This is a genomic window from Shewanella sp. Shew256, from assembly GCF_002196695.1.
GTDB classification, from domain to species: Bacteria; Pseudomonadota; Gammaproteobacteria; order Enterobacterales; family Shewanellaceae; genus Shewanella; species Shewanella mangrovisoli.
In genome coordinates this window covers 73,534-95,289 of sequence record NZ_NAJR01000014.1, presented here as the reverse complement: position 1 = coordinate 95,289, position 21,756 = coordinate 73,534, and the positions used below count along the sequence as shown (strand labels likewise).

Sequence of the window (21,756 nt, the reverse complement as noted above, 5' to 3'; positions counted from 1 at the left end):
TTACATGAAAAACTCTGCCGATATCACGGTGTTAGGGGCGGGCTCTTATGGCACCGCCCTTGCCATCTCTCTAGCCAGCAATGGTCATAAGACCTTGTTGTGGGGGCACGATCCTGCCCATATGCAAACGCTCGCTCAGGACAAATGCAACCAAGCTTTCCTGCCTGGTATTGCCTTCCCCGAGTGTTTACATATCGAAGCCGACTTAGCCAAAGCCTTAGCTGCCAGCAATAATGTGCTGGTTGTGGTACCTAGCCATGTGTTTGGCTCGGTACTGGCCCAAGCGAAACCTTTGTTACGCCAAGATGCTCGCATCGTATGGGCGACCAAAGGACTCGAGCCTGAAACCGGACGTTTGCTGCAAGATGTGGCCCGTGATGTGTTAGGCGAGCAATATCCGCTGGCGGTATTGTCAGGACCGACGTTCGCGAAGGAATTAGCTATGGGGTTACCTACGGCGATTTCGGTTGCGGGTACTTGTCCCAAATTTACCGCTGAGCTAGTGGAATTGCTGCACAGCCCTAAACGTTTACGCGTTTATGCTAACGACGACTTTATCGGCCTGCAATTAGGCGGCGCGGTGAAGAACGTTATCGCCATTGGTGCGGGCATGTCAGACGGTATTGGCTTTGGTGCTAATGCCAGAACTGCGTTAATTACCCGTGGTTTGGTCGAGTTAACCCGCTTAGGCGAAGCCTTAGGCGCCAGCACCGCCACCTTTATGGGCATGGCTGGATTAGGTGACCTAGTGTTAACTTGTACCGACAACCAATCCCGTAACCGCCGCTTTGGTTTAGCCTTAGGTAAAGGCTGCGATGTGGATACCGCCCAGGCCGAAATCGGCCAAGTGGTTGAAGGTTATCGCAATACTAAAGAAGTGTTTACGCTGGCGAAGCGCATGGGCGTCGAAATGCCAATCACCGAGCAAATCTACCAAGTGCTCTACCAAGGCAAAGCGCCCTTGGATGCCGCCAAAGAACTGCTCAGCAGAGAAAAGAAATCAGAAACGCCAGCGCAATAAAGCGCAAGTCGTGATGATGCTGAATAAAATAAAGGGTGCTAAAATAGCGCCCTTTTTTATACATGGAAGTATTTATCCCCGATCGCCATGGATGGTGACAGAGGGGATTTATGTCCGATCGCTATCGCCTTAATGTACTGGCAGCAGTCGGCATTGGCTGTATCCATTAAGGCTGGATGCTGAACGCGGAATATCTACCCCAATATCGAAGACCAATACTGTCACTCAGTCTTTGAACTATTTGGGATGATGGGCAATAGCCAAATCAATTTATCGACTGGAGTATAAGTGTGAAACATCATGATGTAATTATTATCGGAGCCGGCGCCGCAGGATTAATGTGTGCTGCAACAGCGGGTTACCGAGGTCGTGATGTACTGGTACTCGATAATGCCAAGCAGGCTGGGCGTAAAATCCTTATCAGCGGTGGCGGCCGTTGTAACTTTACCAACCTGAAAGTCGAACCCGCCAACTTTATCTGTGGCAACCCGCACTTTGTCAAATCCGCATTGGCGCGTTATCCGTCGCAGCAGTTTATCGAACTGGTTGAGCGCCACGGCATTGAATACCACGAGCGTGACCATGGCCAGCTGTTCTGTAATGACTCGGCCAAAGAGATAGTCACTATGCTGCTGACCGAATGTGAGTGGGCGGGCGTGAGCATTAAACTTCGCACCGATATTCTGGCGGTGAGCAAAACAGAAGCAGGCCGCTTTGAGCTAAACACCTCAAATGGCGAGTTAAGTTGCGACTCCTTAGTGATCGCCACCGGCGGTTTATCAATGCCAAAACTCGGCGCCACACCCTACGGCTATCAATTGGCCGAGCAGTTTGGGCTTAAGGTGTTGCCAACTCACGCGGGTCTGGTGCCTTTTACTTGGCACAGCGAAGATAAAATTCGCTTCGAACCGCTGTCGGGCATTGCCGTACCGAGCCGTATTACCGCCAAAGATGGCACCGCCTTTAGCGAAGCCTTACTCTTTACCCACAGAGGCTTATCTGGCCCCGCTATTTTGCAGATTTCCAACTATTGGAAAGCGGGCGAAACCATAGAAATCAATCTATTACCCAATATGGATGCCGCACAGGCTTTAGAGCAACAACTGGCCGCACATCCTAAACAGAGTCTGCGTAATACCTTAAGTCAGTGGTTACCTAAGCGGCTGGTGGAAGTGTTATTCGATGAAGCTTTACTCAACAAAGCCTTAAATCAGCTGGTTCATGCAGAGCGCGCCAAGTTAGTCGACGATCTGCACCGCTGGACAGTCTTAATGAATGGCACGGAAGGTTATCGCACCGCCGAAGTGACACTAGGTGGCGTGGATACCCATGAACTCTCCTCCAAAACCATGGAAGCCATAAAAGTCCCCGGCCTGTTTTTTATCGGCGAAGTGATGGATGTTAGCGGTTGGCTAGGCGGCTTTAACTTCCAATGGGCTTGGGCATCTGGCGTGGCCGCTGGTCGAGTGGTTTAATCCCTAGCTTGCAAGACTGATGAGTTTAAAGCCCTGACGGTTTGAACTCATCAAAGCCAATCTTCTGGTTAACTCCAAAGCTTGATAACGTTGTCGTTAGGCGTGCAGGGTGATGTGTCATTGTTACCTCAGTCACATACCACCCTATATTTTAATAAGAACTGCCCCAGAGGGCCCTACTAAAATAGAAGTTCAGTGATGCTTGAAGGCTCCCGGAACTATGCTGAAAGGGCATCTTCATATCCACATTTATATGATGTGCTGTAATGCATAGCTACTTGAAGTCACATTTCAGCAATGGATAAAAAATGAGTTAGGGAATTGACGCTAACTCATTGGTTTCATAATTTCTCTTTACTTTTTAGTTGTCAAAAAATGCAGAGTGATAGCTAACTTCTCCCGTCGGAGTATCGTCGGCTAGCGATAAAGCTAGGAAATATTCTGAAGGAATATTTGGAAGTGTCAGTTTTGGCTGTGACTCAAAGCCAAATCGGCCATAGTATTTTGGTTCGCCAAGTAATACGACCCCCTCAATCCCTTGTGCTTTAAGTTGTGATAACCCTTCACGAATAAGTGCACCACCGATACCTTCACCTTGACGTTCCGGCACTACTGAAACTGGGCCTAAGCCACACCAAGCATACTCTTCGCCATTTATCAGAATCGGAGAAAAGGCAATATGACCAATGATGCCAGTTTGATCTTCACAAACTAGAGATAACGACAACACTTTCGCCTCACGTAGTCTGTTGACGATCAAGTGTTCTGTTGGTTTAGCTCCCGGTTCGTGGTGCGGATGGTTCTCAAACGCTCGATAAATAAGATGTTCAATTTCTGAAAGGTCGGAGTGATTTTCAGCTCTAATTTTCATGTTTTAACCGTTGTTTCTTTAATATAAATACTTGGTAACCATATTGACCTAAGTATTGCTCGTGTATCCTGAGTTCTTTGCGTAAGTCATTGAGTGAATTAGAAGTAAAATCCTTGTCATCGAGCTGATCGATCTTTTGCTTCAATGGTTCCAGATAGTTACGCCACGACTGCTCACTCTGTGTAAAGTTTTCAATAACCTCATAGCCAGTTTTTATCATCTCTTTGATTCGATGTTCGCTAGTTGCCATGTCGGGATAGTTTTGTTGCCAAAACTCTATGGCTTCGGTATCTGGGTTATTGGTCAACCAAATCAAGTCACTAATCACTAAGTAACCATCATGCTTAAGAAATGGTTTCCAACTTTTGAGCGCCTGCTTGATGCCCATAATATAGGCACTGCCTTCTGACCAGATCAGGTCAAATTGCCCCTGTTCAAATGGTAGCGCCGTCATGCTGGCACAAATCGATGTTATTCGATGTTCAAGAGCATTTTCTTTAGCCTTTTCTTTAAGGCAGCTTAAGCTGTACTCATCGTTATCGAGTGCCGTTAAATTGAAGGCAGAGTTTTTTGCCAGAAAGAGGGTTGTGACTCCTTTTCCACAGCCAATTTCTAGTGCATCCCCTGACTTAATAGGCAAAGAGCGTAATGCTTTGAGGGAGTCACCTTCATCACTAGGCCCCAGCCGATCTAAACCTTGAAAAATCGCTTCAAAGTCAGCCATATATTGATCATGTTCATTCATATCTTTGGACAACCATTTGAGTCTCAGTGCCTGCTTTTCACTAAAGCCCTGTTTTAACAACCATTCTAGGTGTGCTGACGGAGCTTCTTTTTCCATTGACTGGTGCCACTCCTTCATCGAGTTCATGCCAAGCATTGAGGAAAGCAGCTCTCTTGCCCTTTGTTTTTGGGCGATTTCTTCATCCAATACATTCAGCCTATGAAGTAGCAACTCTCTGTCAATTTGAGCCTCCAAGCATGCTTGGCACTCTTTTAAGGTTAATCCTCCAGCCTGTAGTTGTTGTAACAGTTTGACTTGTTGGACATCTTTATCTGAATACCGGCGATACCCATTGCTTTGCCGTTTGGCAGAAATTAGTCTGAGTTTTTCGTAATAGAGCAGAGTGGAACGGCTCAATCCGACTTTTTGCGCTAATTCAGAAATACGGTACATGGGGTTCCTCTCATTTGTGAGCGAACTATAAACTGTGAAGTTTTAGACAGGTCAACATTCATTTTGGCAGAAACTTGAAAATAATCTTGGTCGTTAGAAGGGGGGGATGGCGAGTTGGGGCTCCATATCAGCCTAAATCTGTATGACATAGGCCTTTATTTGCCCCCACTTTGCTCTGGATTCTTGTTGTACTTTGGCTGGCATTATTCATATTCGCGCAAGACGACCGTCGGCACTTGCGGTCTATTCATCGCGTCGTCGAGCAAATGCCATGGTTCGCCGATAAGTCAGTGCTTTCATAGCTCGCTTGATTATCTCGCTGGCTCAAGATGACTAATCTCTGATGGTCAGTCAATTTGGTGTATCACCCACCAATCAATCCTTAGCCAATGGCCAATTTGGTTTCTGCATAGCGCAGCTTTTTTACCCTTGGGTTGGCAAGGAAGTAGGCCAACATCAATGGGCCGAGGCGTCCCATAAACATCATAAAGATGATAATCCCTTGGCCTGCACTGGATAAATTGCCTGTTAATCCGCGGGATAGCCCGACGGTGCCGAGGGCGGATACGGCTTCGAAGGCGATATCCATAATTGGGGCTTTTTCGGTGAGCACGAGGGCGAATATTGCCAGCCAAGTTACGCCGATGGAGATCATTGCCAGGGCGAGTGCCTTGCTAATGGTGTCTTTTGGGATTTCCCGCTTAAACACATACACAGCTTCATCGCGGCGCAAATAGCCGTAGGTGGCAAGGATTAACACCATAAAGGTCACGACTTTAATGCCGCTGGCGGTACTGAGGGAGCCGCCGCCGATAAACATCAGCACTAAAATCAACAAGGTGGAACCATCCTCGAGCTGGTCTATGGGCAAGGTGTTAAAGCCTGCGGTGCGCGGGGTCACGGCTTGAAACCAAGAGGCCAACCATTTGCCGAGTTCGCTTAAGGGCGCGAGAGTGTTGGGGTTGTTGTACTCAATGAGGTAAATGGCAATCACGGCTACGGCATTGATCAGTACGGTGCCAGTGATCATCATGCGGCTGTAGACGGTGAGTTTCGACCAACGTTTATTGCGCTTGAGGTCAATCCATACCGAAAACCCAAGGCCGCCCACAATAAATAAGCCGGTGATGGTGAGGTTAACGACTGGGTCGGCCACATAGGGCATCAGGCTATCAGGGCTTAGGGCAAAACCCGCGTTATTAAAGGCGCTAATGGTATAAAAAAAGCCATGAAACAGGCTGGTTTGCCAGCCCTGTTCGCCGCTCCAGTAGACGGATAAAATCAACATGCCCACGACTTCAACCAATAGCGAAAACACCAGCACGGCCTTAGCGGTCGAAACTAAGGTGGAGGTATCGGTTTGATTAAATGCTTCTTTCGCCACCGTTTGCTGCAAGAAACCTATCTTACCGCCCAGCGCTATCAGCGTGACGATGGCAAAGGTCATCAAGCCTAGGCCACCGCATTGAATTAGCAGCGCGATAATCACTTGGCCAAAGGGCGTGAACACACTACCAGTATCGACGACCACAAGCCCAGTGACCGTTACCGCCGAAGTTACGGTAAAGAGGCTTTGCAGCCAACTAATAGGCGACTCGGTGGCGATAGGCAGTTTAAGCAAGCAAGTGCCGACGAGGATCAACAGGGCAAAACTGACACTGAGGATAAAGGGCGGCGCGCCAAAGAGTTTTTTACCGCTTTTAGGTGTGTGCTCTAGGGTGAGCGAAGGATGCCATTGAACCACGTTACACCAACCTTGGTGCGAGCTGTTTTAATTCGGCACGGCTACCGCAGAGGAATAGGGCATCCTCTGTGTGCAGGCTAAAGTCGCTATCAATCTTGCTAAATACGTTGTGCTCACGCTTAACCATTAGCGCCGCTACCTTGCCCTTAGGATTGCGTGGGACATTGGTTTGCTCATCGGCGCTGTGCTCCTGCAAGCTCCCGAGCAGTTGGCCAACAGTGGTGTGATGCAACTGGGCTTTAATATGGATTTCAACAATATAAAGCCCATCGCCGATGGCGAGAAAGTTATTCACCATAGGGTAGTTAAGCGACTGGGCGACGCGGATCCCCATTTCTTCCTCGGGATGAATAATACGGGCAACGCCGAGTTTCGACACTATGGTGTGGTGCGCCTTGGTGCTGGCCTTGACCCAAATCGTCTGCACGCCGAGGTTTTTCAGTGCCAGTGTGCACAGCAGGCTAGACTGCATATCCTCACCGATAGCGACCAGCACGGCCTCGCAGTTGGTCAGATCGAGTTCGCGCAGCGACGCCTCATCGGCGCAGTCGCAAATCACCGCTTCGGTAAGACTTTCTACATATTTTTCAACGATTTTGGGGTCGCTATCGACACCGGTAACCGTGTGGCCTAAGTGGATGAGTTCGAGGCTCGCGGCAACGCCGAAGCGGCCTAATCCGATGACAGTAAAATGTGCCATTTCATATCCTTTTGTGATTGAGCTAAAGAGTGAGGCGAGTTGGCCTAGGGCGGGCCGAGGTCGGTGAGTCGATACCCTAAGCCGGGCTCGGTTTTGATCAGCTGTTGTTCGTCGCTGTCGTTGAGCTTTTTACGCAGTTGGCGGACTAAAATCCGTAGATAGTGGCTATCTTCTTGGTGAGTCTCACCCCAAATATTGCGCAGCAGTTCGCTTTGTTTCAGTAATTGCCCCGGGTGGGACATGAGTTGGGCGAGCAGGGCAAATTCCTTTTTAGTGAGTGCCACTTCCTGTTGATTGAGCCAGCATTGATGGCTGCTCTTTTGTAGGGTGAGCGGGCCAAATTGCAGCATATCGATGGGGCTTGAGGTATCCACAAGGTCGCGGACTAATACCTTGATACGCACGATTAATTCTCTGATGCCAAAGGGCTTACTCAGATAATCGTTAGCACCTGCCTCGAGCAGGCGGATTTTTTCTTCCTCCTGATCGCGGGCGGTGAGCACCAGCACTGGGGTCTTATCCTGCTGGCGCAGCCCATGGAGCAACTCGATACCATCGCCATCGGGCAGGCCGAGGTCGAGCACGATAAGGTGCGGTTGGTGGCTTTGGTATTGTTTGAGCGCCGTGGCTATGCTGGTGGCGCTTAAGTATTCAAAGCCTTCCGCTTCGAGTGAGATCCGCATAAAGGTATGGATTTGCGGCTCATCATCCACCACTAATATCTTATAAGCCATTTATGCCGCCTCCGTGGTTATGGGTAAAGCGATGCGGATCAGGCTGCCTTGGGCGACACTTTCGGCGCCGATGCTGCCCCTGTGGGCGGTAATAATGCCTTTAGCGACCGCAAGGCCTAATCCCGCACCGCCATCGGTCGAGGGATGTTGACGATAGAACAGCTCGAAAATGGCCTCGGCGTCGGCTGGCGCTATGCCCTGTCCTAAGTCTTGAATATCGATGCGTAGCAGCTGTTGGTGGCGGTATAGGTTTACCGTAACAGGCAGTTCTGCGGGCGAGTAGCGCAGGGCATTGTCGAGCACATTAAAAATCGCCTGTTCAATCAAAGAGCTACAAATCATTAATGGCGGAAGCTCTGGCTCACAGTGAATTTGGATCCTAGGTTGCGCGGTTTGAAAGCGGGCAATAGTGCGCTGTAATACTTCGCGTAGATTGGCTTCGTCTAGGCTAAATTTGAGCGCGCCATGTTGTAACTTGGTCGCCTGCAAGAGGTTTTCAATATATTGGTGCAGGCGATGACTCTCGGCAGCGGCCGAGTCGATAAGCTCCTCGTTTTGCTCTGGGCTGAGTTTAGCTTGGTATTCCTTCAGCGTGGTTAAGGTGCCGATAATGGTCGCAAGCGGCGTGCGTAAATCGTGGGAGACAGAGAGCAAAATGCTATTTCTAAGCTGTGCCTGTTCGAGTGCCTGTTGCTGGCGGCGATAATGTTCGGCTAACTTGCTGCTAGTGAGGGCGACCAGCAAAAACACGCTTAGATTGACTATGTCTTCAACGTTGAACATCTGCAACGAATAGCGCGGGGTGGTAAATAAAAAATTGAAACTCACTGCGCCAAACACGGCCACAAAATAGGCGTAGTTGGCGCTGCATTGCAGGGCCACGGCGACCACGGCTAATTGCAGGATAAGCAGTACGGCAATGGCCGAGCCTGAAAAGTAATCAATCAAATAGCTTGTGAGCAGAGCAATCACTAACAACATGGCGGTAAATAACGCGGGGTGCGTGCGCCAGTATTGGTTGATGGAGGCTGTGTTTGCAAAAGTCATAACGGCTAAGGCGTTGCTGAAGTTAAGGCTACTCTAGCAAAGGCCTGTAGGGATAGCGCGTAAAAAATCCGTAAAATTTTCTGGGGTTTGGCTTGTGAATGTTGTCTGGCATTTACATCAGGCTGGCGGTTCTGCTCGCCAAGTTGCATTGGATAGTGGCTGCAAATACCGCCATTACGCGAGGTAATCTAGCTCGGTTACCTCGCGCTAACGCATGAAAGGCTTGGGCTACCAAGGGATGGGCGGCGGCATTAAGCGTTTGCCGTTATAACCCTGCACAGTGGCAAAACGTGGGGACTTGGCCTCCCAATCGGCTTGGGCGCTGGCGATATCTTCCTTGCTGTGGCCGACAAAATTCCACCAAATACTGACGGTGTCGGCGAGGGGGGCGCCGCCAATCAGCAGTAAACGTGCGCCAGGGTGAAGGTCGAGCGTCACACTCTCGCGCAGCATGCCAAGGTAAGCGAGGTTATTGTTATCAAAGGCCTCGTCGTCGATATCGAATCTGCCTTCGAGTGGCATTAGGCCATATTCAAATCGCGGATCCAGCCTGAGCGTCAGTTGAGTGGCCTCTGCGGCAAAGATATCGAGCGCGACGATTGGTGAAAAGTGTAGCGTGGGCGCTTGTTTATCCTTCCACGAGCCAATCAATAGGGTAAATTCGGCGCCCGCTTCCTGCCAAGTGGGCAGCTGGGGATAATGGTCGAATCTAGGGACAGTGTCTTTGTGTTCCAGCGGCAGCGCAATCCATAACTGCACCGCATGCATAGTGCGATGACCTTCGACGGACTCTTCGGTGTGGGCAATACCATGGCCTGCGGTCATCAGATTGACCTGCTTTGGGCGGATCACTTGGGCGCTACCTAGGCTGTCCCTGTGCATGATTTCCCCCTCCAGCATCCAAGTGAAGGTTTGAAGGCCGATATGGGGATGCTCGCCCACATTCATTAAGGGGCCGTCGGTGACTGGGCCAATATGATCCAGAAAACACCAAGGTCCTATGAGTCGACGCGGTTTTTGCGGAATCGCCCACGCCACAGGTATCCCGCCCACATCACTGATTTTGGGGGCAATCTGCTGGATTTGGATCCGCCCATCTTCGACGGGGCATTCCCTTGGGCCGCCGTAAAATGGCGATGTTTGCATTTGACTCATATCGACTCCTTATCTTCATTTAGACACGGATAGACTTAACATTTATGCTGGTGCAGCGAGGCGTGTTATCGCCCTCAAGGTCTGTTACTCGATGCTCGACCTTAATGACTTTAACGCAATATTGGGAATAAGGGATGTTAACAGACCCTGTTTTTTGGCTGGTGGCGATTCCAGCGGTGTTGATCACTGGGATCTCTAAATCGGGTTTTGCTGGGGGCGTCGGTGGCCTGACCGTGCCCCTGTTAGCGCTGGCCATAAGCCCGGCAACTGCGGCAGCAATCATGTTGCCATTGCTGATTTATATGGATTTTTTAAGTGTTCGTTCTTGGTGGGGCCAACATAATCCACGCCAATTATGGATCCTTTTACCCGCGGCGATTGTGGGTATAGGCATGGCCTATTGGTTGTTCGACCGCTTAAACGAAGATTACTTACGGGCGATTTTAGGCTGTGTGTCCTTAGGTTTTGGTCTTTATGGCTTGATATTAGGGGATAAAACCCAAGCAACGCCTTCGCCACTCGTGGGGCGGCTCTGCGGCTTAACTGCAGGCTTTACCAGCTTTGTGGCCCATGCGGGCGGGCCGCCACTCAATGCCTATTTGCTGCCGTTACGCTTGGCCAAGCCAGAGTTTTTAGCCACGGCAGTGGTATTTTTTGCGGTGGTGAATCTGGTTAAGTTGGTGCCCTATAGTCTGCTCGGGCAAATTAACCAAGGTAACATTCTGATTTCGCTATTACTTGCGCCTTTGGCTTGGTTAGGCGTAAAACTGGGGTTGGCGATTCAAGATAAGATCAGCGATAGGTTGTTTAAACGCATCATCTTGATTTTAATGGTGCTGGTGGGTATTCGTTTATTGTGGACGGCGTTATAGTTTTAAGCTTGGGATTAGCTTAGGCTGTTACCATCGGTTTTTTCACGATATTTTCGTTATCGCTTTGATAGCACCCGATATTACGCAAGAATTGCCTGCGATGAGTTTTACGCTAATGAAACGATTACTGATAGTTATCTTAGCCTTAGGTCTTGGCGCCTGTGCGAGCGCGCCAGAACCTAAGCCTGTGGTGAAGCAAGTTGAACCCGTATCCGTTTGGAACGATAGCAATATCGCCGATTTCCATTCCGAATGGCGCGGCGTACCCTATCGCCTAGGTGGCGGCACTAAAAAAGGCATCGATTGCTCGGCCTTTGTGTCGGTCGCTTATCAAAAGATGTTGGGCATGACTCTGCCGCGCACAGTAGAAGAACAGCAAGCCCTCGGCAAACCCGTGGCGCGGGACCAACTGCGTAAAGGCGACTTAGTGTTTTTCAAAACGGGTTGGAGCACGCACCATGTCGGCATTTATGTGGGCGGGAATAATTTTCTCCATGTCTCGACAAGCCAAGGGGTAAAAATTTCGAGTCTGCTAAACAGTTATTGGGCATCAAAGTATTGGAATGCAAGGCGAATTTAAGCCTTAATCACAGGTGGAGACTCTATGACCCCAGCGTCTGCTTCGTCCCAACATGAGCCTCTGCCCACCTCGGTTTTTCTGGCGATTTTCTCCGCCGTATTCTTACCCATGTTTCTGGCGGCGGTCGATCAAACCCTACTCGCCACCGCAACCCCAGCGATAGTGGAAGATCTTGGCGGCCTCAGGCAAGCCTCGTGGATCACTATCGGTTATATGCTGGCGATGGCGGCCAGTGTGCCTATTTACGGCTGGCTAGGGGATAACTTTGGCCGCGCTAAAATCCTGATGATCGCCTTAGTGGTGTTTGCGCTGGGTTCGGTTGTTTCCGCGAGTGCCAGTACGATGGACCACATGATTGCCGGGCGAATACTCCAAGGTCTCGGCGGTGGCGGGCTGATGAGTCTGTCCCAATCCCTTGTGGGGGAATTGGTGCCGATACGGCAAAGGGCACGTTTTCAGGGCTATTTTGCCGCTATGTTTACCCTCGCCAGTGTTGGCGGCCCCGTGATTGGTGGCTTTGTTGTGCATGCCTATTCTTGGCACTGGTTATTTTGGGCGAATATTCCTTTGGTCATGCTGGCGGTTTGGCGACTTAATCGCTTGCATAAACAGAGTGTTAAACCGGTGCGGCAAGGGCGGTTTGACTTACTCGGCGTACTGTTATTTCCCGCTATCATCACAGCGCTGCTGTATTGGTTGTCTGTGGCGGGGCAAGACTTTGCTTGGCTATCGGCCACAAGCTTAGGCTTTATGGGATTTATCTGTGTGGGCGCCCTAGTGCTCTTGTGGTGGGAGCGTCGGCGTGAGAGTCCTTTCTTACCGCTAGATTTACTCGCCAATAAAGCCATTTATATGCCGCTCTTCACGGCTGCGCTGTTTGCCGCCTGCCTGTTTGCGATGATCTTCTTTTTACCCATTTACTTGCAGGTCGGTCTGCACACCAATCCGGCCAAAACGGGCTTGCTGCTGATGCCAATGACCTTTGGCATTGTCACAGGTTCCACCATCGCTGGCAGGCTGTTGAGTCGGGATGTGGCGCCTAAATGGTTGCCGACCTTCGGCATGGGCTTGGCCTTTATCGGCTTGCTCTTAATCGGTTTAGTGCCGCCGAATGCGAATTTGATCGGCGCTTTAGGTGTGCTGGTGGGTATTGGCTTAGGGACTGTGATGCCCAGCGTGCAGCTGGTAGTGCAGAGCGTGTCGGGCAAGGCGCGTTTAAGCCAAATCACCGCCATGGTGTCCTTGAGTCGTTCCATGGGCGCGGCAATTGGTACGGCTTTATTCAGTCTGTTGCTATATGGCTTATTACCGCTCGACGGGGCGCAGGTGGGAATTGCGGCAATAAAGCAGTTACCCATAGAGGTTGTGCATCACGCCTTCCAATGGGGTTTTATCGCGGCGGCTCTGGTGGCACTCAGCTCGGCGATTGTGGGTTATTTCTCGCCTGCGACTGCGCTTAGGGATCATGAGTAGATTTGTTGGTGCACGACGGATTTAAGCTGTGTAGTATTTGCGGTAGGTTCGCTTCCGCTGTGACCCCATTCTTTGCCAGGAATTCTGCATGACAACTAAAAACTGGACTTTAAAGAGCATAGCTAACGAGCTAGGTGTCTCTAACGCCACTGTTTCTAATGCTTTTAATCGTCCCGATCAGCTATCGGAAAAACGTCGCAACGAGATTTTAGCCGCCTGCTCTAAACTGGGGTATTTTGGCCCAAATAAGGCGGCGCAGTCCCTACGTAGGGGCAAATTTGATACCGTCGCGCTGGTACTGTCCGATAGTGTTGAATATATGGTGTCCGATCCTGTCGCCAGTAAGTTTATGAAGGGGGTGGCTTCGGTATTGGAGCGGGAAAAACTCAACTTACTGCTATTTTCTGGCAGCTCCGACAGTGTGAATGCGGTGGCCGATTTTGTGGATGGGTTTATTTGTTATGGTCGCCCGCGCAATACCTTGCTCGCCGAGCAATTAAAACAGGTTAAGAAGAAGGTGGTTACAGTGGACTTTGATATCCACCGCAACGCTTCTGTCAGCATTGACAATAAGTTAGCCGCCTATGAGGTGGCAAAATTGGCGTTAAAATCTCCCTCCGATCAAGTTGCAATATTGGGATTGAGGCTACTCGATACCCATTTAACTTGCCGAGTTTACGATTTGAATTTGCTCGAAATCGATATGTCGATTGCGCACCAGAGGTTGCAGGGATATTTACAGGCGATTGAGGAAACGGGTGTCACCCTTGGTAATGATCGGATTTGGAATATTCCAGAAAGTAATGCGGAGTATGCGCGGATTGCGGCCAAGGAGGCATTAAACTCAACCCCAAGACCCAATGTATTTTTATGTATGAGCGACTTAATTGCCCTTAGTGTGCTGGGTGAGGCGCAGGCCATGGGATTAGCGATTCCTGAGGATATTCGTGTCGTGGGATTTGATGGTATTGATGAGGCGACTCGCTCGAATCCACCACTGACCACGGTTTACCAATACTCGGAACAAAAAGGCCAAATGGCGGCGCAGATGTTTATCGACGATGCCGTGCATGCTCAGGTATTAGGGTATGAACTACGTTTAGGCAAAAGCTGTTAATACAATCAGTTTTATATGCAAAAGGCGCTAATTAAGCGCCTTTTGTTTTTGTTCTGCATTAGGCCTGTGCTTGAGTGAGCAGGTCTGCTAATGCGATTTGGGTTTCGATGCCTTGCTCATCAAGTAGGGTGATCAGCCCTTGTTTATGGGCAAAGTCGAGACTAAGACTGGCCGATGCATTTTGTGCAGACCATGTGAGAGTTAGTGTTTTTCCACTTGCTGCCATCGAAAAGCGGCCATTGAATGCTGCGCTACTATTACGCAGTTTAATCAATTGGATGAGGGCTTTAACCACAGGTTTTTGCAGGGCTTGTTGCACTTTTTCCCGGTTTAAATAGGGGCGATTAATGTCTCGGCCGACGTGGGTTTGATTCAGCAACGTCATGTCGTTTGGTATGGCAAGCAGGCCTGTGTAGTAGACCTGAGGAATACCCGGTGCGAAAAACTGAATTGCTCGCGCCATCAAGTAATCAAGGTCATTTTGCCCTAGGGCATCGTAATAGGTGCAGTTGATTTGATACAAATCGACATTGCTGGCGGCCGCCCCTGTGGCTTGTAGACTCTCGCCCTTACTGTTGTCGTGTATGGTTTCGACCAGATTATCGATTTGTTTTTCGTCCAATAATCCGCGTAAGCCATCCATTGGGCCGACATCGATAATACCAATGCCATCGTGGGTATCGAGAACGGTAATGCAGTTGCGAGGGGCCATGTCTAGCCAGTGACTCAGGGCGCTACAATCTTGGCTAAACAGCGTGTGCAGGATGAGCGGTGGCAGGGCGAAGTCGTAAACCATGTCCACTCGTTTGGCGATATCGATTTGCGTCATATGATGGGAGTGGATTTCGGCTAGGGTTGTCATACCTAACTCATTGGCCTGCTTCGCTAATTTATCCACAAACTCGAAGGACTCTTCAATCATAAAGCAGCTAGTGCCGGGTTTTTTTATCGCATAACCTGCAGCATCTAAGCGGATTAAATTGACTTTGCTGTGGTTAAATCGCGCCAATACGCGGTTTAAATAATCCTTACCTGCAGCTGAGTTAACATCGATATCGATCTGGTTACGGGTAAAGGTGGTCCAAAATTCTTCCGTTGAACCATCCGCTAAGGTGTAAGTGCTAAAGCAGCTCCCTGGGCGGGGGCGATAGATAGCTTTTTGATCCTGTTCACTTAATCCCTCAGGGAATACCTTGTCCTTGGTCAGGAATAAATCCCAGTAAACCGATTGTTTGCCATGTTTGAGTACATCTTTAAACTCGGGGGATTCTGCGGACATGTGGTTAACGATCAAGTCGGCCATGATGTCGAACGCTTCGCCTATGCTTTTGACATCGTCCCAATCACCTAAGCGTGAGTCCACTTGTACATGGTCTATGGGATCAAACCCCGCATCGCTGCCATCGATGGGATAGTAAAATGGCAGTAGATGAACGCCCCCAAATAAACCATCTAACTCATTATCGAGTAAGGCTTTGAGTTGTTTGAGTCCGGCACCGGTTATCCGATCGACATAGGTGATCAATTGCACTTGATTTTTCATACTTTGCCCACGCTTTAGTAGCCTTCCCAGAGTAAAGTTTGCTGGCGGTTATTTATAAATTGCACAAACAAACTTAATCGATTAAGTTGTATATTTAACCAATGTGAAACATTATTCAAGTGGTTTGTTAGATTTTTGAGTTAGTCTTGGTTTTGGGGGGATTAGCTCACTGCTGTACATAAATAATGCCTAAAGCTGTTTGGGGCTTAGCTAGCTTCAAAGGGGATTTAGCGCGATAACGATAAGGTGAAACAGTATGGTAAGTGATTCAAATTCTGTAGAAAATCGCCATCACACTCGAATTAGAGTGTTGACGTATTTAATGTTTTTTATGTTCGCTATGACCTCAGATGCCGTGGGCGTGATCATTCCTCAGCTGATTTCTGAGTTTGGCCTCTCTTTATCACAGGCGAGCGCCTTTCATTATATGCCGATGATTTTTATTGCAATAAGTGGTCTATTCCTCGGTTTTTTGGCGGATAAAATAGGGCGTAAACTAACCATTTTATTAGGGCTGTTGTTGTTCGCCATTGCCTGTTTTTTATTTGCGCTTGGGGAGTCGTTTTATTATTTCCTGCTGCTATTGGCCTTGGTGGGCTTGGCAATAGGGGTATTTAAAACCGGGGCCTTAGCCCTGATCGGTGATATTTCTCGGTCGACAAAACAGCATTCCAGCACCATGAATACGGTCGAAGGATTTTTTGGGGTCGGCGCCATGGTGGGGCCAGCCATCGTCAGCTATCTGCTTATCAGTGGTGTGTCATGGAAGTATTTGTATTTTGGGGCGGGTGTGTTTTGTCTGCTCCTCTGTTGGCTAGCGTTTAGGGCCGATTATCCGCAGGTTAAGCGATCTTCAACGGAAACAATTAATCTGACGAATACCTTCAGTATGATGAAAAATCCTTATGCATTAGGGTTTTCCCTTGCGATTGGTTTGTATGTGGCCACCGAAGTGGCGATTTATGTATGGATGCCTAGCTTGCTGCAAGAGTATCAGGGGGATTACACAGTACTTGCGGCCTATGCCTTGACCATCTTTTTTACCCTGCGAGCGGGTGGACGGTTTTTGGGTGGGTGGATATTAAATCACTTTTCGTGGCAACAGGTTATGTTCTGGTTTAGCTTAGCGATCAGCCTTTGCTACCTCGGCTCTATGCTCTATGGCGTTGAGGCCGCCGTTATTCTCTTGCCCCTCTCAGGGCTGTTTATGTCAATGATGTATCCCACTTTAAACTCCAAGGGGATCAGTTGTTTCCCCGTGGCACAGCACGGCTCTGTGGCTGGAGTTATCCTGTTTTTTACCGCGGTTTCTGCGGCGTTGGCTCCCCTGTGCATGGGGTTAGTTGGGGATATTTTCGGCCATGTGAAGTATGGCTTTTACCTCGCAACCGGGTTTGCCGTTTTGTTGTGCCTGTTAGCGGGGATTAATCTGATTAAAGATCCTTCTCAAGCTCTGTTAAGCCGTGAAACCGTTTGAATTGAAATGTGACAGAAAAATTTTTTCTGTCACATTTTTTCGATTAATCAATTAATTGCTAGCTGTTCCCACTTTAAGTTTGTTGGCTTGTACAAAAAACGCACTTGCTTTTTGTTATTTAGTTGCTAACTTGTTAACTTAATCGATTAAGATGTTTTTGGGAACCAAACAAGACTCACTAATCGATTAACAACAATTCAGTAGAAGTTGCCGTGGGGAGATATAGGCAGCTTCTCAAAATATGGGTGGGGACATAAAAATGATAAATCGCACATCACAACAATTCTTGTTAAGTACCATCGCCGTCTTGGTGAGTTCTCAGCTTTGGGCTGCCGATGCACCCGCGCAGGAAGAAACCAAGAAAGATGCGTTAGGCCTCGAGCGTATTACCGTTACGGGCGTTGCTCGTGGTACCCGCGTCATGGACTCGAGCGTGTCAGTTAGCAGCGTATCACTCGCCGAGTTGGAGGTTAGTACTCCCCGTTCATCTGCCGAAGCATTCCGGATCATTCCGGGGATGAAGGTGGAATCAACGGGTGGTGAAGGTAACGCTAACATTGCTGTCCGTGGCTTACCTGTGGCATCGGGCGGTGCTAAGTTTCTTCAAATCCAAGAAGATGGATTACCTATTCTGCAGTTTGGCGATATTGCCTTTGGTAATGCGGATATCTTCTTACGCTTAGATTCTACAGTGCAAACTATTGAATCGATTCGCGGTGGTTCGGCGTCTACTGCGGCCAGTAATGCTCCCGGCGGTATTATTAACGTGATCAGTAAAACTGGTAGCTCGGATGCTGGCAGTGTGTCTACCACCTTTGGCTTGGACTACGATACCTTCCGCACCGACTTTGAATATGGCACGAGTATCAATGACAGTCTGCGTTTCCATGTGGGGGGATTTGTGCGGACTGGCGAAGGTCCTCGCCAAGCTGGTTATGATGCCAACAAGGGCGGCCAGGTAAAAGCCAACATTACCAAAGAGTTCGATAGTGGCTATGTTCGTCTTTATTTTAAACACTTAGATGATAAGAGTATTGGCTACTTACCTATGCCAATGTATTCGGACGGTAGTTCTGTCCCAGGTTTTAATGCGAAATCCGATGCTATTCAATCAGCTTATTTCCTCTCAACCCTGAGTTTGGGCGCCGATGGTGAGCGTCGTCGCGGTGATATGCGCGATGGTATGAACCCTGAGGTTAACTCTGTGGGTTTAGAGGCGTCTTTTGATTTAGGCAATGATTGGCAGGTCGAAAACCGTTTCCGTTTCTCGGATGTGAGCGGTAATTTTATGGCGCCATTCCCTGCCGAAGTGGCTAATGGTGCCGACATTGCGGCCAGTATTGCCGGCACTGGCGCCAAGTTGATTTATGCCAATGGTCCCGATGCGGGCAATCCTATGGATGGACTCGCCATGCGTATCCATACCTTCGACGTCAAGATGAATGACTTTGGCTCAATCGTAAACGACTTAAAATTGACGAAAACTTTTGACGATACCAGCGTTACTCTGGGTTATTACAATGCCACCCAAAATATCAATATGACCTGGATGTGGAACTCCTATCTGATGGAAGTCAAAGGGGATAACGCCGCATTGCTCGATGTGGTGGCCACCGATGGTACCGCCTATTCTGATGCTGGGCTCTACGGCTATGGTGTGCCTTATTGGGGCAACTGTTGCCAACGTAATTACGATACCGAATACAACATTAAGGCGCCTTATCTTGCGGTAGCGTCAAGTTTTGGGGATTTGTCGTTGGATGCCAGTGTGCGGTACGACAGCGGCGATGCCAGTGGTTACTACGCAGGTAATGTGCAATCGCAAGTGGATATGAACTTGGATGGCGTTATCTCTATTCCTGAGCAGAGCGTCTCTTCTATCGATAATGCCAATCCGCAACCCGTGAATTATGACTGGAGCTACACCTCCTATTCACTCGGAGCAAACTATCAGTTTGACAGTGATTTAGCTGCATTTGGTCGCTTGAGTCATGGTGGCCGCGCCAATGCGGATCGCCTGTTATTTGGTAAGGTTCGTGCCGATGGTTCAGTGGCAAAAGAAGACGCTGTCGATAATGTGGATCAATATGAGTTAGGCGTTAAGTACCGTTACGATGATTTATCGGTGTTCGCGACCGCTTTCTATTCAGAGACCGAAGAGCAAAACTTCGAGGCGACCAGTCAGCGTTTCTTCGACCGTAAGTACAAAGCCAAAGGTATTGAAATTGAATCGGCCTATTTTATCGGTGACTTCGATTTTAGGGGCAATGTCACTTGGACCGACGCTGAAATTGCCAAGGATGCGTTAACGCCAGACGTTGTGGGGAATACCCCAAGAAGACAGGCCGACTTTATCTACTCGCTGATGGGCCGTTATAACTTTGACCAAGGCTCAGTGGGCATCAACCTGATTGGTACCACTGACTCCTATGCACAGGATAATAATGATCTCAAGTTTGATGGTTACAATCAGGTCAATGCCTTTGCAACCTACAACTTGACTCAGGCCTTAAGCGTCTCGTTAAACGTCAACAACCTGTTTGATGCTACGGGTATCACTGAAGCTGAAGAGGGTTCGATTCCTGATAACAATATTATCCGTGCTCGCACCATTAATGGCAGAACCACGAGTGCAACCTTGAGATACGAGTTTTAACTCCGGCGGGTTTGAGGCTTAAAACCAACAATTTAAAAGGCCCATCAAGCATGGGCTTTTTGCTTAACCATTAGAGACATAAAGGGATCCATATGACGGTATTACTCAGTTTCGGTGAGGTGTTAGTGGATTTATTGCCCACAGATATTAGCGGCAAGTCCCATCAAGCCATTGCGGGCGGCGCGCCTGCAAACGTGGCTGTGGGTTATGCCAAACTGGGGGGCAAGAGTTACTTTGCCGGCGGCATCAGCACCGATGATTATGGGGCTATGTTAAAACAAGCCCTAGCGAATGAAGGGGTTGTAACGGATTACTTGACCCAAGTGCCGGAGGCGCCAACGGCGACTGTGGTGGTAAATTTGGATGAGCATGGCGAACGGACCTTTGAGTTTAACCGCCAAGGGACTGCCGACCTTTGCTATAGCCCGCGCCATTTTGATGCCATTCCATGGCAACAGATGGATATTTTTCATCTCTGCTCCAATACCTTTACCGAAGCGAGCATTTTTAACGCGAGTCTCTATGGCGCTCGTTGTGCGAATTCATTCAATAAGATAGTGAGTTTTGATGTTAATTTGCGCTTATCGCTCTGGCCCGATACCGCATTGCTTGCTGAGCGGGTTGAGCAGTGTTTTCGTTACACACAAGTGCTGAAAATGAGCCGTGAAGAGGCTGAGTATTTAGCATTAACGCGGAATAAGAGTTTCGAAGATTATTTGCAGTTTTGTTTGGCGCAAGGTGTTGAAGTTATTTTGATTACTGACGGCGCCAATCCAGTGCAATGCATCACAGTGAATGAACGATTTAGTGTGCCAGTCCCACAAATTAAAGCCGTTGATACCACGGCGGCGGGCGACAGCTTTATGGCGGGTTTTTTGTTTGCGCTAGGTTCTGAGTTGGCGTTTGATCTCGAGCATCTAACCTTAAAACATCGACTCGCATGTCAGACACAGTTGCGCAAGGCGATTGAGTTTGCGGTGCGTTGCGGCGCCGTAACCTGTGGGCAGAAGGGCGCTTTCCCTGCGTTGCCCACACTGTCACAGGTGAGTTAACTCTTCCTGCAAACCATCAAGCTGAGGTGAGTGATTGCTTGCCTTAGCTTTTTTTCGAGCCTATTGCGCGAACTTCATCACGTTTTACTTGCCCCATTAGTCGAGCATTTATGCTATTTTAGCTGCGGCTTATAGTCGAAGGAGCATAGGTTTCTCCTCTGCTTTCGGTCGATTGGTTTTATTTCAACATGATTGGGGATTTCCTATGAGCAAAGCAAAAATCGGGATTGTTACGGTAAGCGATCGTGCCAGCGCGGGGATTTATGAGGATATCTCGGGCAAGGCCATTATCGACACCCTCAATGATTACCTCACCAGCGAGTGGGAGCCGATTTATCAAGTGATCCCCGACGAGCAGGATGTGATTGAAGCGACCCTGATCAAGATGGCCGATGAGCAGGATTGCTGCTTGATTGTGACCACGGGCGGCACTGGTCCAGCCAAGCGCGATGTCACGCCTGAGGCGACTGAGGCCGTGTGCGATCGCATGATGCCGGGCTTTGGTGAACTGATGCGCGCCGAGTCGTTAAAGTTTGTGCCTACGGCGATTCTCTCGCGCCAAACTGCGGGCTTGCGAGGGGATTCATTAATTGTGAACCTGCCGGGCAAGCCAAAATCTATCCGCGAATGTTTAGATGCGGTGTTCCCCGCCATCCCTTACTGCATCGACCTGATGGAAGGGCCGTACCTCGAGTGTAACGAAGCCGTGATTAAGCCTTTTAGGCCTAAGGCAAAATAACGCGCCGCACAGCAAGATGACATAAACCCAAGCCTAGCTTGGGTTTTTTATTGGCTTGTTCGGAGTTGGTGGCTTGCTGGTGATTAGCAGCGCCGACACGCCCGTCGCGATAAACAGCACTGGGATAGCCACAAAATGCGCGAAGGCATTGGGTGCAATGCTGAAGTTTAACCAGAGCAAGAGTGCCCAAATGAGGCTGAGTAAGCCAAAGGCCAGCAGGCGTTTAAACTGGCTGAGGGTGCGCTGTGTCATAGTGTCGTCCTGTGTGCTGGAGATTTAAGCACAGTCTAAAAACTCCCATATTGGGTTTGAAGTGTCGTTAT

Annotated in this window: 19 protein-coding genes; 10 read left to right on the top strand and 9 right to left on the bottom strand. The window is 49.1% G+C overall.

Going from position 1 to position 21,756, the window contains the following annotated elements:
• The first annotated feature begins 4 nt into the window (after positions 1–4).
• Together gpsA and B5P39_RS20205 are read left to right on the top strand one after the other, a co-directional pair.
• Positions 5–1,021: an NAD(P)H-dependent glycerol-3-phosphate dehydrogenase gene (gene gpsA / locus B5P39_RS20210; protein WP_011620883.1), complete on the top strand. Its 1,017-nt coding sequence runs from the start codon at positions 5–7 to the stop codon at positions 1,019–1,021.
• 290 nt (positions 1,022–1,311) lie between these two features.
• Positions 1,312–2,496, top strand: a complete 1,185-nt coding sequence (locus B5P39_RS20205; protein ID WP_011620884.1) for an NAD(P)/FAD-dependent oxidoreductase — start codon at positions 1,312–1,314, stop codon at positions 2,494–2,496.
• A 361-nt stretch (positions 2,497–2,857) separates the two neighbouring features.
• Here the strand turns inward: B5P39_RS20205 and B5P39_RS20200 are convergent, their stop codons facing one another.
• The 7 genes from B5P39_RS20200 to B5P39_RS20170 all read right to left on the bottom strand — a co-directional run bounded on the left by B5P39_RS20200 (position 2,858) and on the right by B5P39_RS20170 (position 9,924).
• The gene (locus B5P39_RS20200) at positions 2,858–3,367 is read right to left on the bottom strand and encodes a GNAT family N-acetyltransferase (protein WP_088212743.1); all 510 of its coding nucleotides are present in this window, start codon (positions 3,365–3,367) and stop codon (positions 2,858–2,860) included.
• Entirely contained in the window at positions 3,357–4,544 is a 1,188-nt protein-coding gene (locus tag B5P39_RS20195; protein WP_088212742.1) for a MerR family transcriptional regulator, read from the bottom strand. Before B5P39_RS20195 ends, B5P39_RS20200 begins: the two co-directional genes overlap by 11 nt.
• A gap of 382 nt (positions 4,545–4,926) precedes the next feature.
• Complete coding sequence (locus B5P39_RS20190; RefSeq protein WP_088212741.1) at positions 4,927–6,288, bottom strand: TrkH family potassium uptake protein; 1,362 nt, start codon at positions 6,286–6,288, stop codon at positions 4,927–4,929.
• A 1-nt stretch (position 6,289) separates the two neighbouring features.
• On the bottom strand, positions 6,290–6,988 hold the full coding sequence (locus tag B5P39_RS20185; protein WP_011624699.1) for a potassium channel family protein: 699 nt from the start codon (positions 6,986–6,988) through the stop codon (positions 6,290–6,292).
• Between the two features lie 44 nt (positions 6,989–7,032).
• Positions 7,033–7,722, bottom strand: coding sequence for a response regulator transcription factor (locus B5P39_RS20180; protein WP_086902930.1), 690 nt, complete (start codon positions 7,720–7,722; stop codon positions 7,033–7,035).
• Positions 7,723–8,769: a sensor histidine kinase gene (locus tag B5P39_RS20175; RefSeq protein ID WP_088212740.1), complete on the bottom strand. Its 1,047-nt coding sequence runs from the start codon at positions 8,767–8,769 to the stop codon at positions 7,723–7,725. It lies immediately after the preceding gene.
• 228 nt (positions 8,770–8,997) lie between these two features.
• Positions 8,998–9,924 carry a pirin family protein gene (locus tag B5P39_RS20170; protein WP_088212739.1) on the bottom strand — a complete coding sequence of 309 codons (927 nt, stop codon included), beginning with the start codon at positions 9,922–9,924 and terminating at the stop codon, positions 8,998–9,000.
• A 134-nt stretch (positions 9,925–10,058) separates the two neighbouring features.
• Between B5P39_RS20170 and B5P39_RS20165 the strand changes: the two genes are divergently transcribed.
• From B5P39_RS20165 to B5P39_RS20150, 4 genes are all read left to right on the top strand, one after another.
• Positions 10,059–10,796, top strand: coding sequence for a sulfite exporter TauE/SafE family protein (locus B5P39_RS20165; protein WP_086902928.1), 738 nt, complete (start codon positions 10,059–10,061; stop codon positions 10,794–10,796).
• 115 nt (positions 10,797–10,911) lie between these two features.
• Positions 10,912–11,376 carry an NlpC/P60 family protein gene (locus B5P39_RS20160; protein WP_041408656.1) on the top strand — a complete coding sequence of 155 codons (465 nt, stop codon included), beginning with the start codon at positions 10,912–10,914 and terminating at the stop codon, positions 11,374–11,376.
• A gap of 24 nt (positions 11,377–11,400) precedes the next feature.
• Positions 11,401–12,849 (top strand): MFS transporter, encoded by a 1,449-nt coding sequence (locus B5P39_RS20155; protein ID WP_088212738.1) that lies wholly within the window; start codon positions 11,401–11,403, stop codon positions 12,847–12,849.
• Between the two features lie 88 nt (positions 12,850–12,937).
• Complete coding sequence (locus B5P39_RS20150) at positions 12,938–13,966, top strand: LacI family DNA-binding transcriptional regulator (RefSeq protein ID WP_086902926.1); 1,029 nt, start codon at positions 12,938–12,940, stop codon at positions 13,964–13,966.
• Between the two features lie 58 nt (positions 13,967–14,024).
• Here B5P39_RS20150 and gtfA read toward each other — a convergent pair whose 3' ends face one another.
• Positions 14,025–15,509: a sucrose phosphorylase gene (gene gtfA, locus B5P39_RS20145; RefSeq protein ID WP_086902925.1), complete on the bottom strand. Its 1,485-nt coding sequence runs from the start codon at positions 15,507–15,509 to the stop codon at positions 14,025–14,027.
• A 256-nt stretch (positions 15,510–15,765) separates the two neighbouring features.
• Here gtfA and B5P39_RS20140 point away from each other — a divergent pair, with 256 nt between their 5' ends.
• From B5P39_RS20140 to mog, 4 genes are all read left to right on the top strand, one after another.
• Positions 15,766–16,986 carry an MFS transporter gene (locus B5P39_RS20140; RefSeq protein WP_086902924.1) on the top strand — a complete coding sequence of 407 codons (1,221 nt, stop codon included), beginning with the start codon at positions 15,766–15,768 and terminating at the stop codon, positions 16,984–16,986.
• Between the two features lie 259 nt (positions 16,987–17,245).
• Complete coding sequence (locus B5P39_RS20135; RefSeq protein ID WP_086902923.1) at positions 17,246–19,642, top strand: TonB-dependent receptor domain-containing protein; 2,397 nt, start codon at positions 17,246–17,248, stop codon at positions 19,640–19,642.
• 92 nt (positions 19,643–19,734) lie between these two features.
• The gene (locus tag B5P39_RS20130; protein ID WP_086902922.1) at positions 19,735–20,694 is read left to right on the top strand and encodes a carbohydrate kinase family protein; all 960 of its coding nucleotides are present in this window, start codon (positions 19,735–19,737) and stop codon (positions 20,692–20,694) included.
• A gap of 205 nt (positions 20,695–20,899) precedes the next feature.
• Positions 20,900–21,433, top strand: coding sequence for a molybdopterin adenylyltransferase (gene mog / locus B5P39_RS20125; protein WP_006083754.1), 534 nt, complete (start codon positions 20,900–20,902; stop codon positions 21,431–21,433).
• Between the two features lie 33 nt (positions 21,434–21,466).
• On the opposite strand, the gene B5P39_RS20120 is transcribed toward mog, so the two are convergent.
• Positions 21,467–21,685: a hypothetical protein gene (locus B5P39_RS20120; RefSeq protein WP_011620903.1), complete on the bottom strand. Its 219-nt coding sequence runs from the start codon at positions 21,683–21,685 to the stop codon at positions 21,467–21,469.
• Positions 21,686–21,756: the final 71 nt, after the last annotated feature.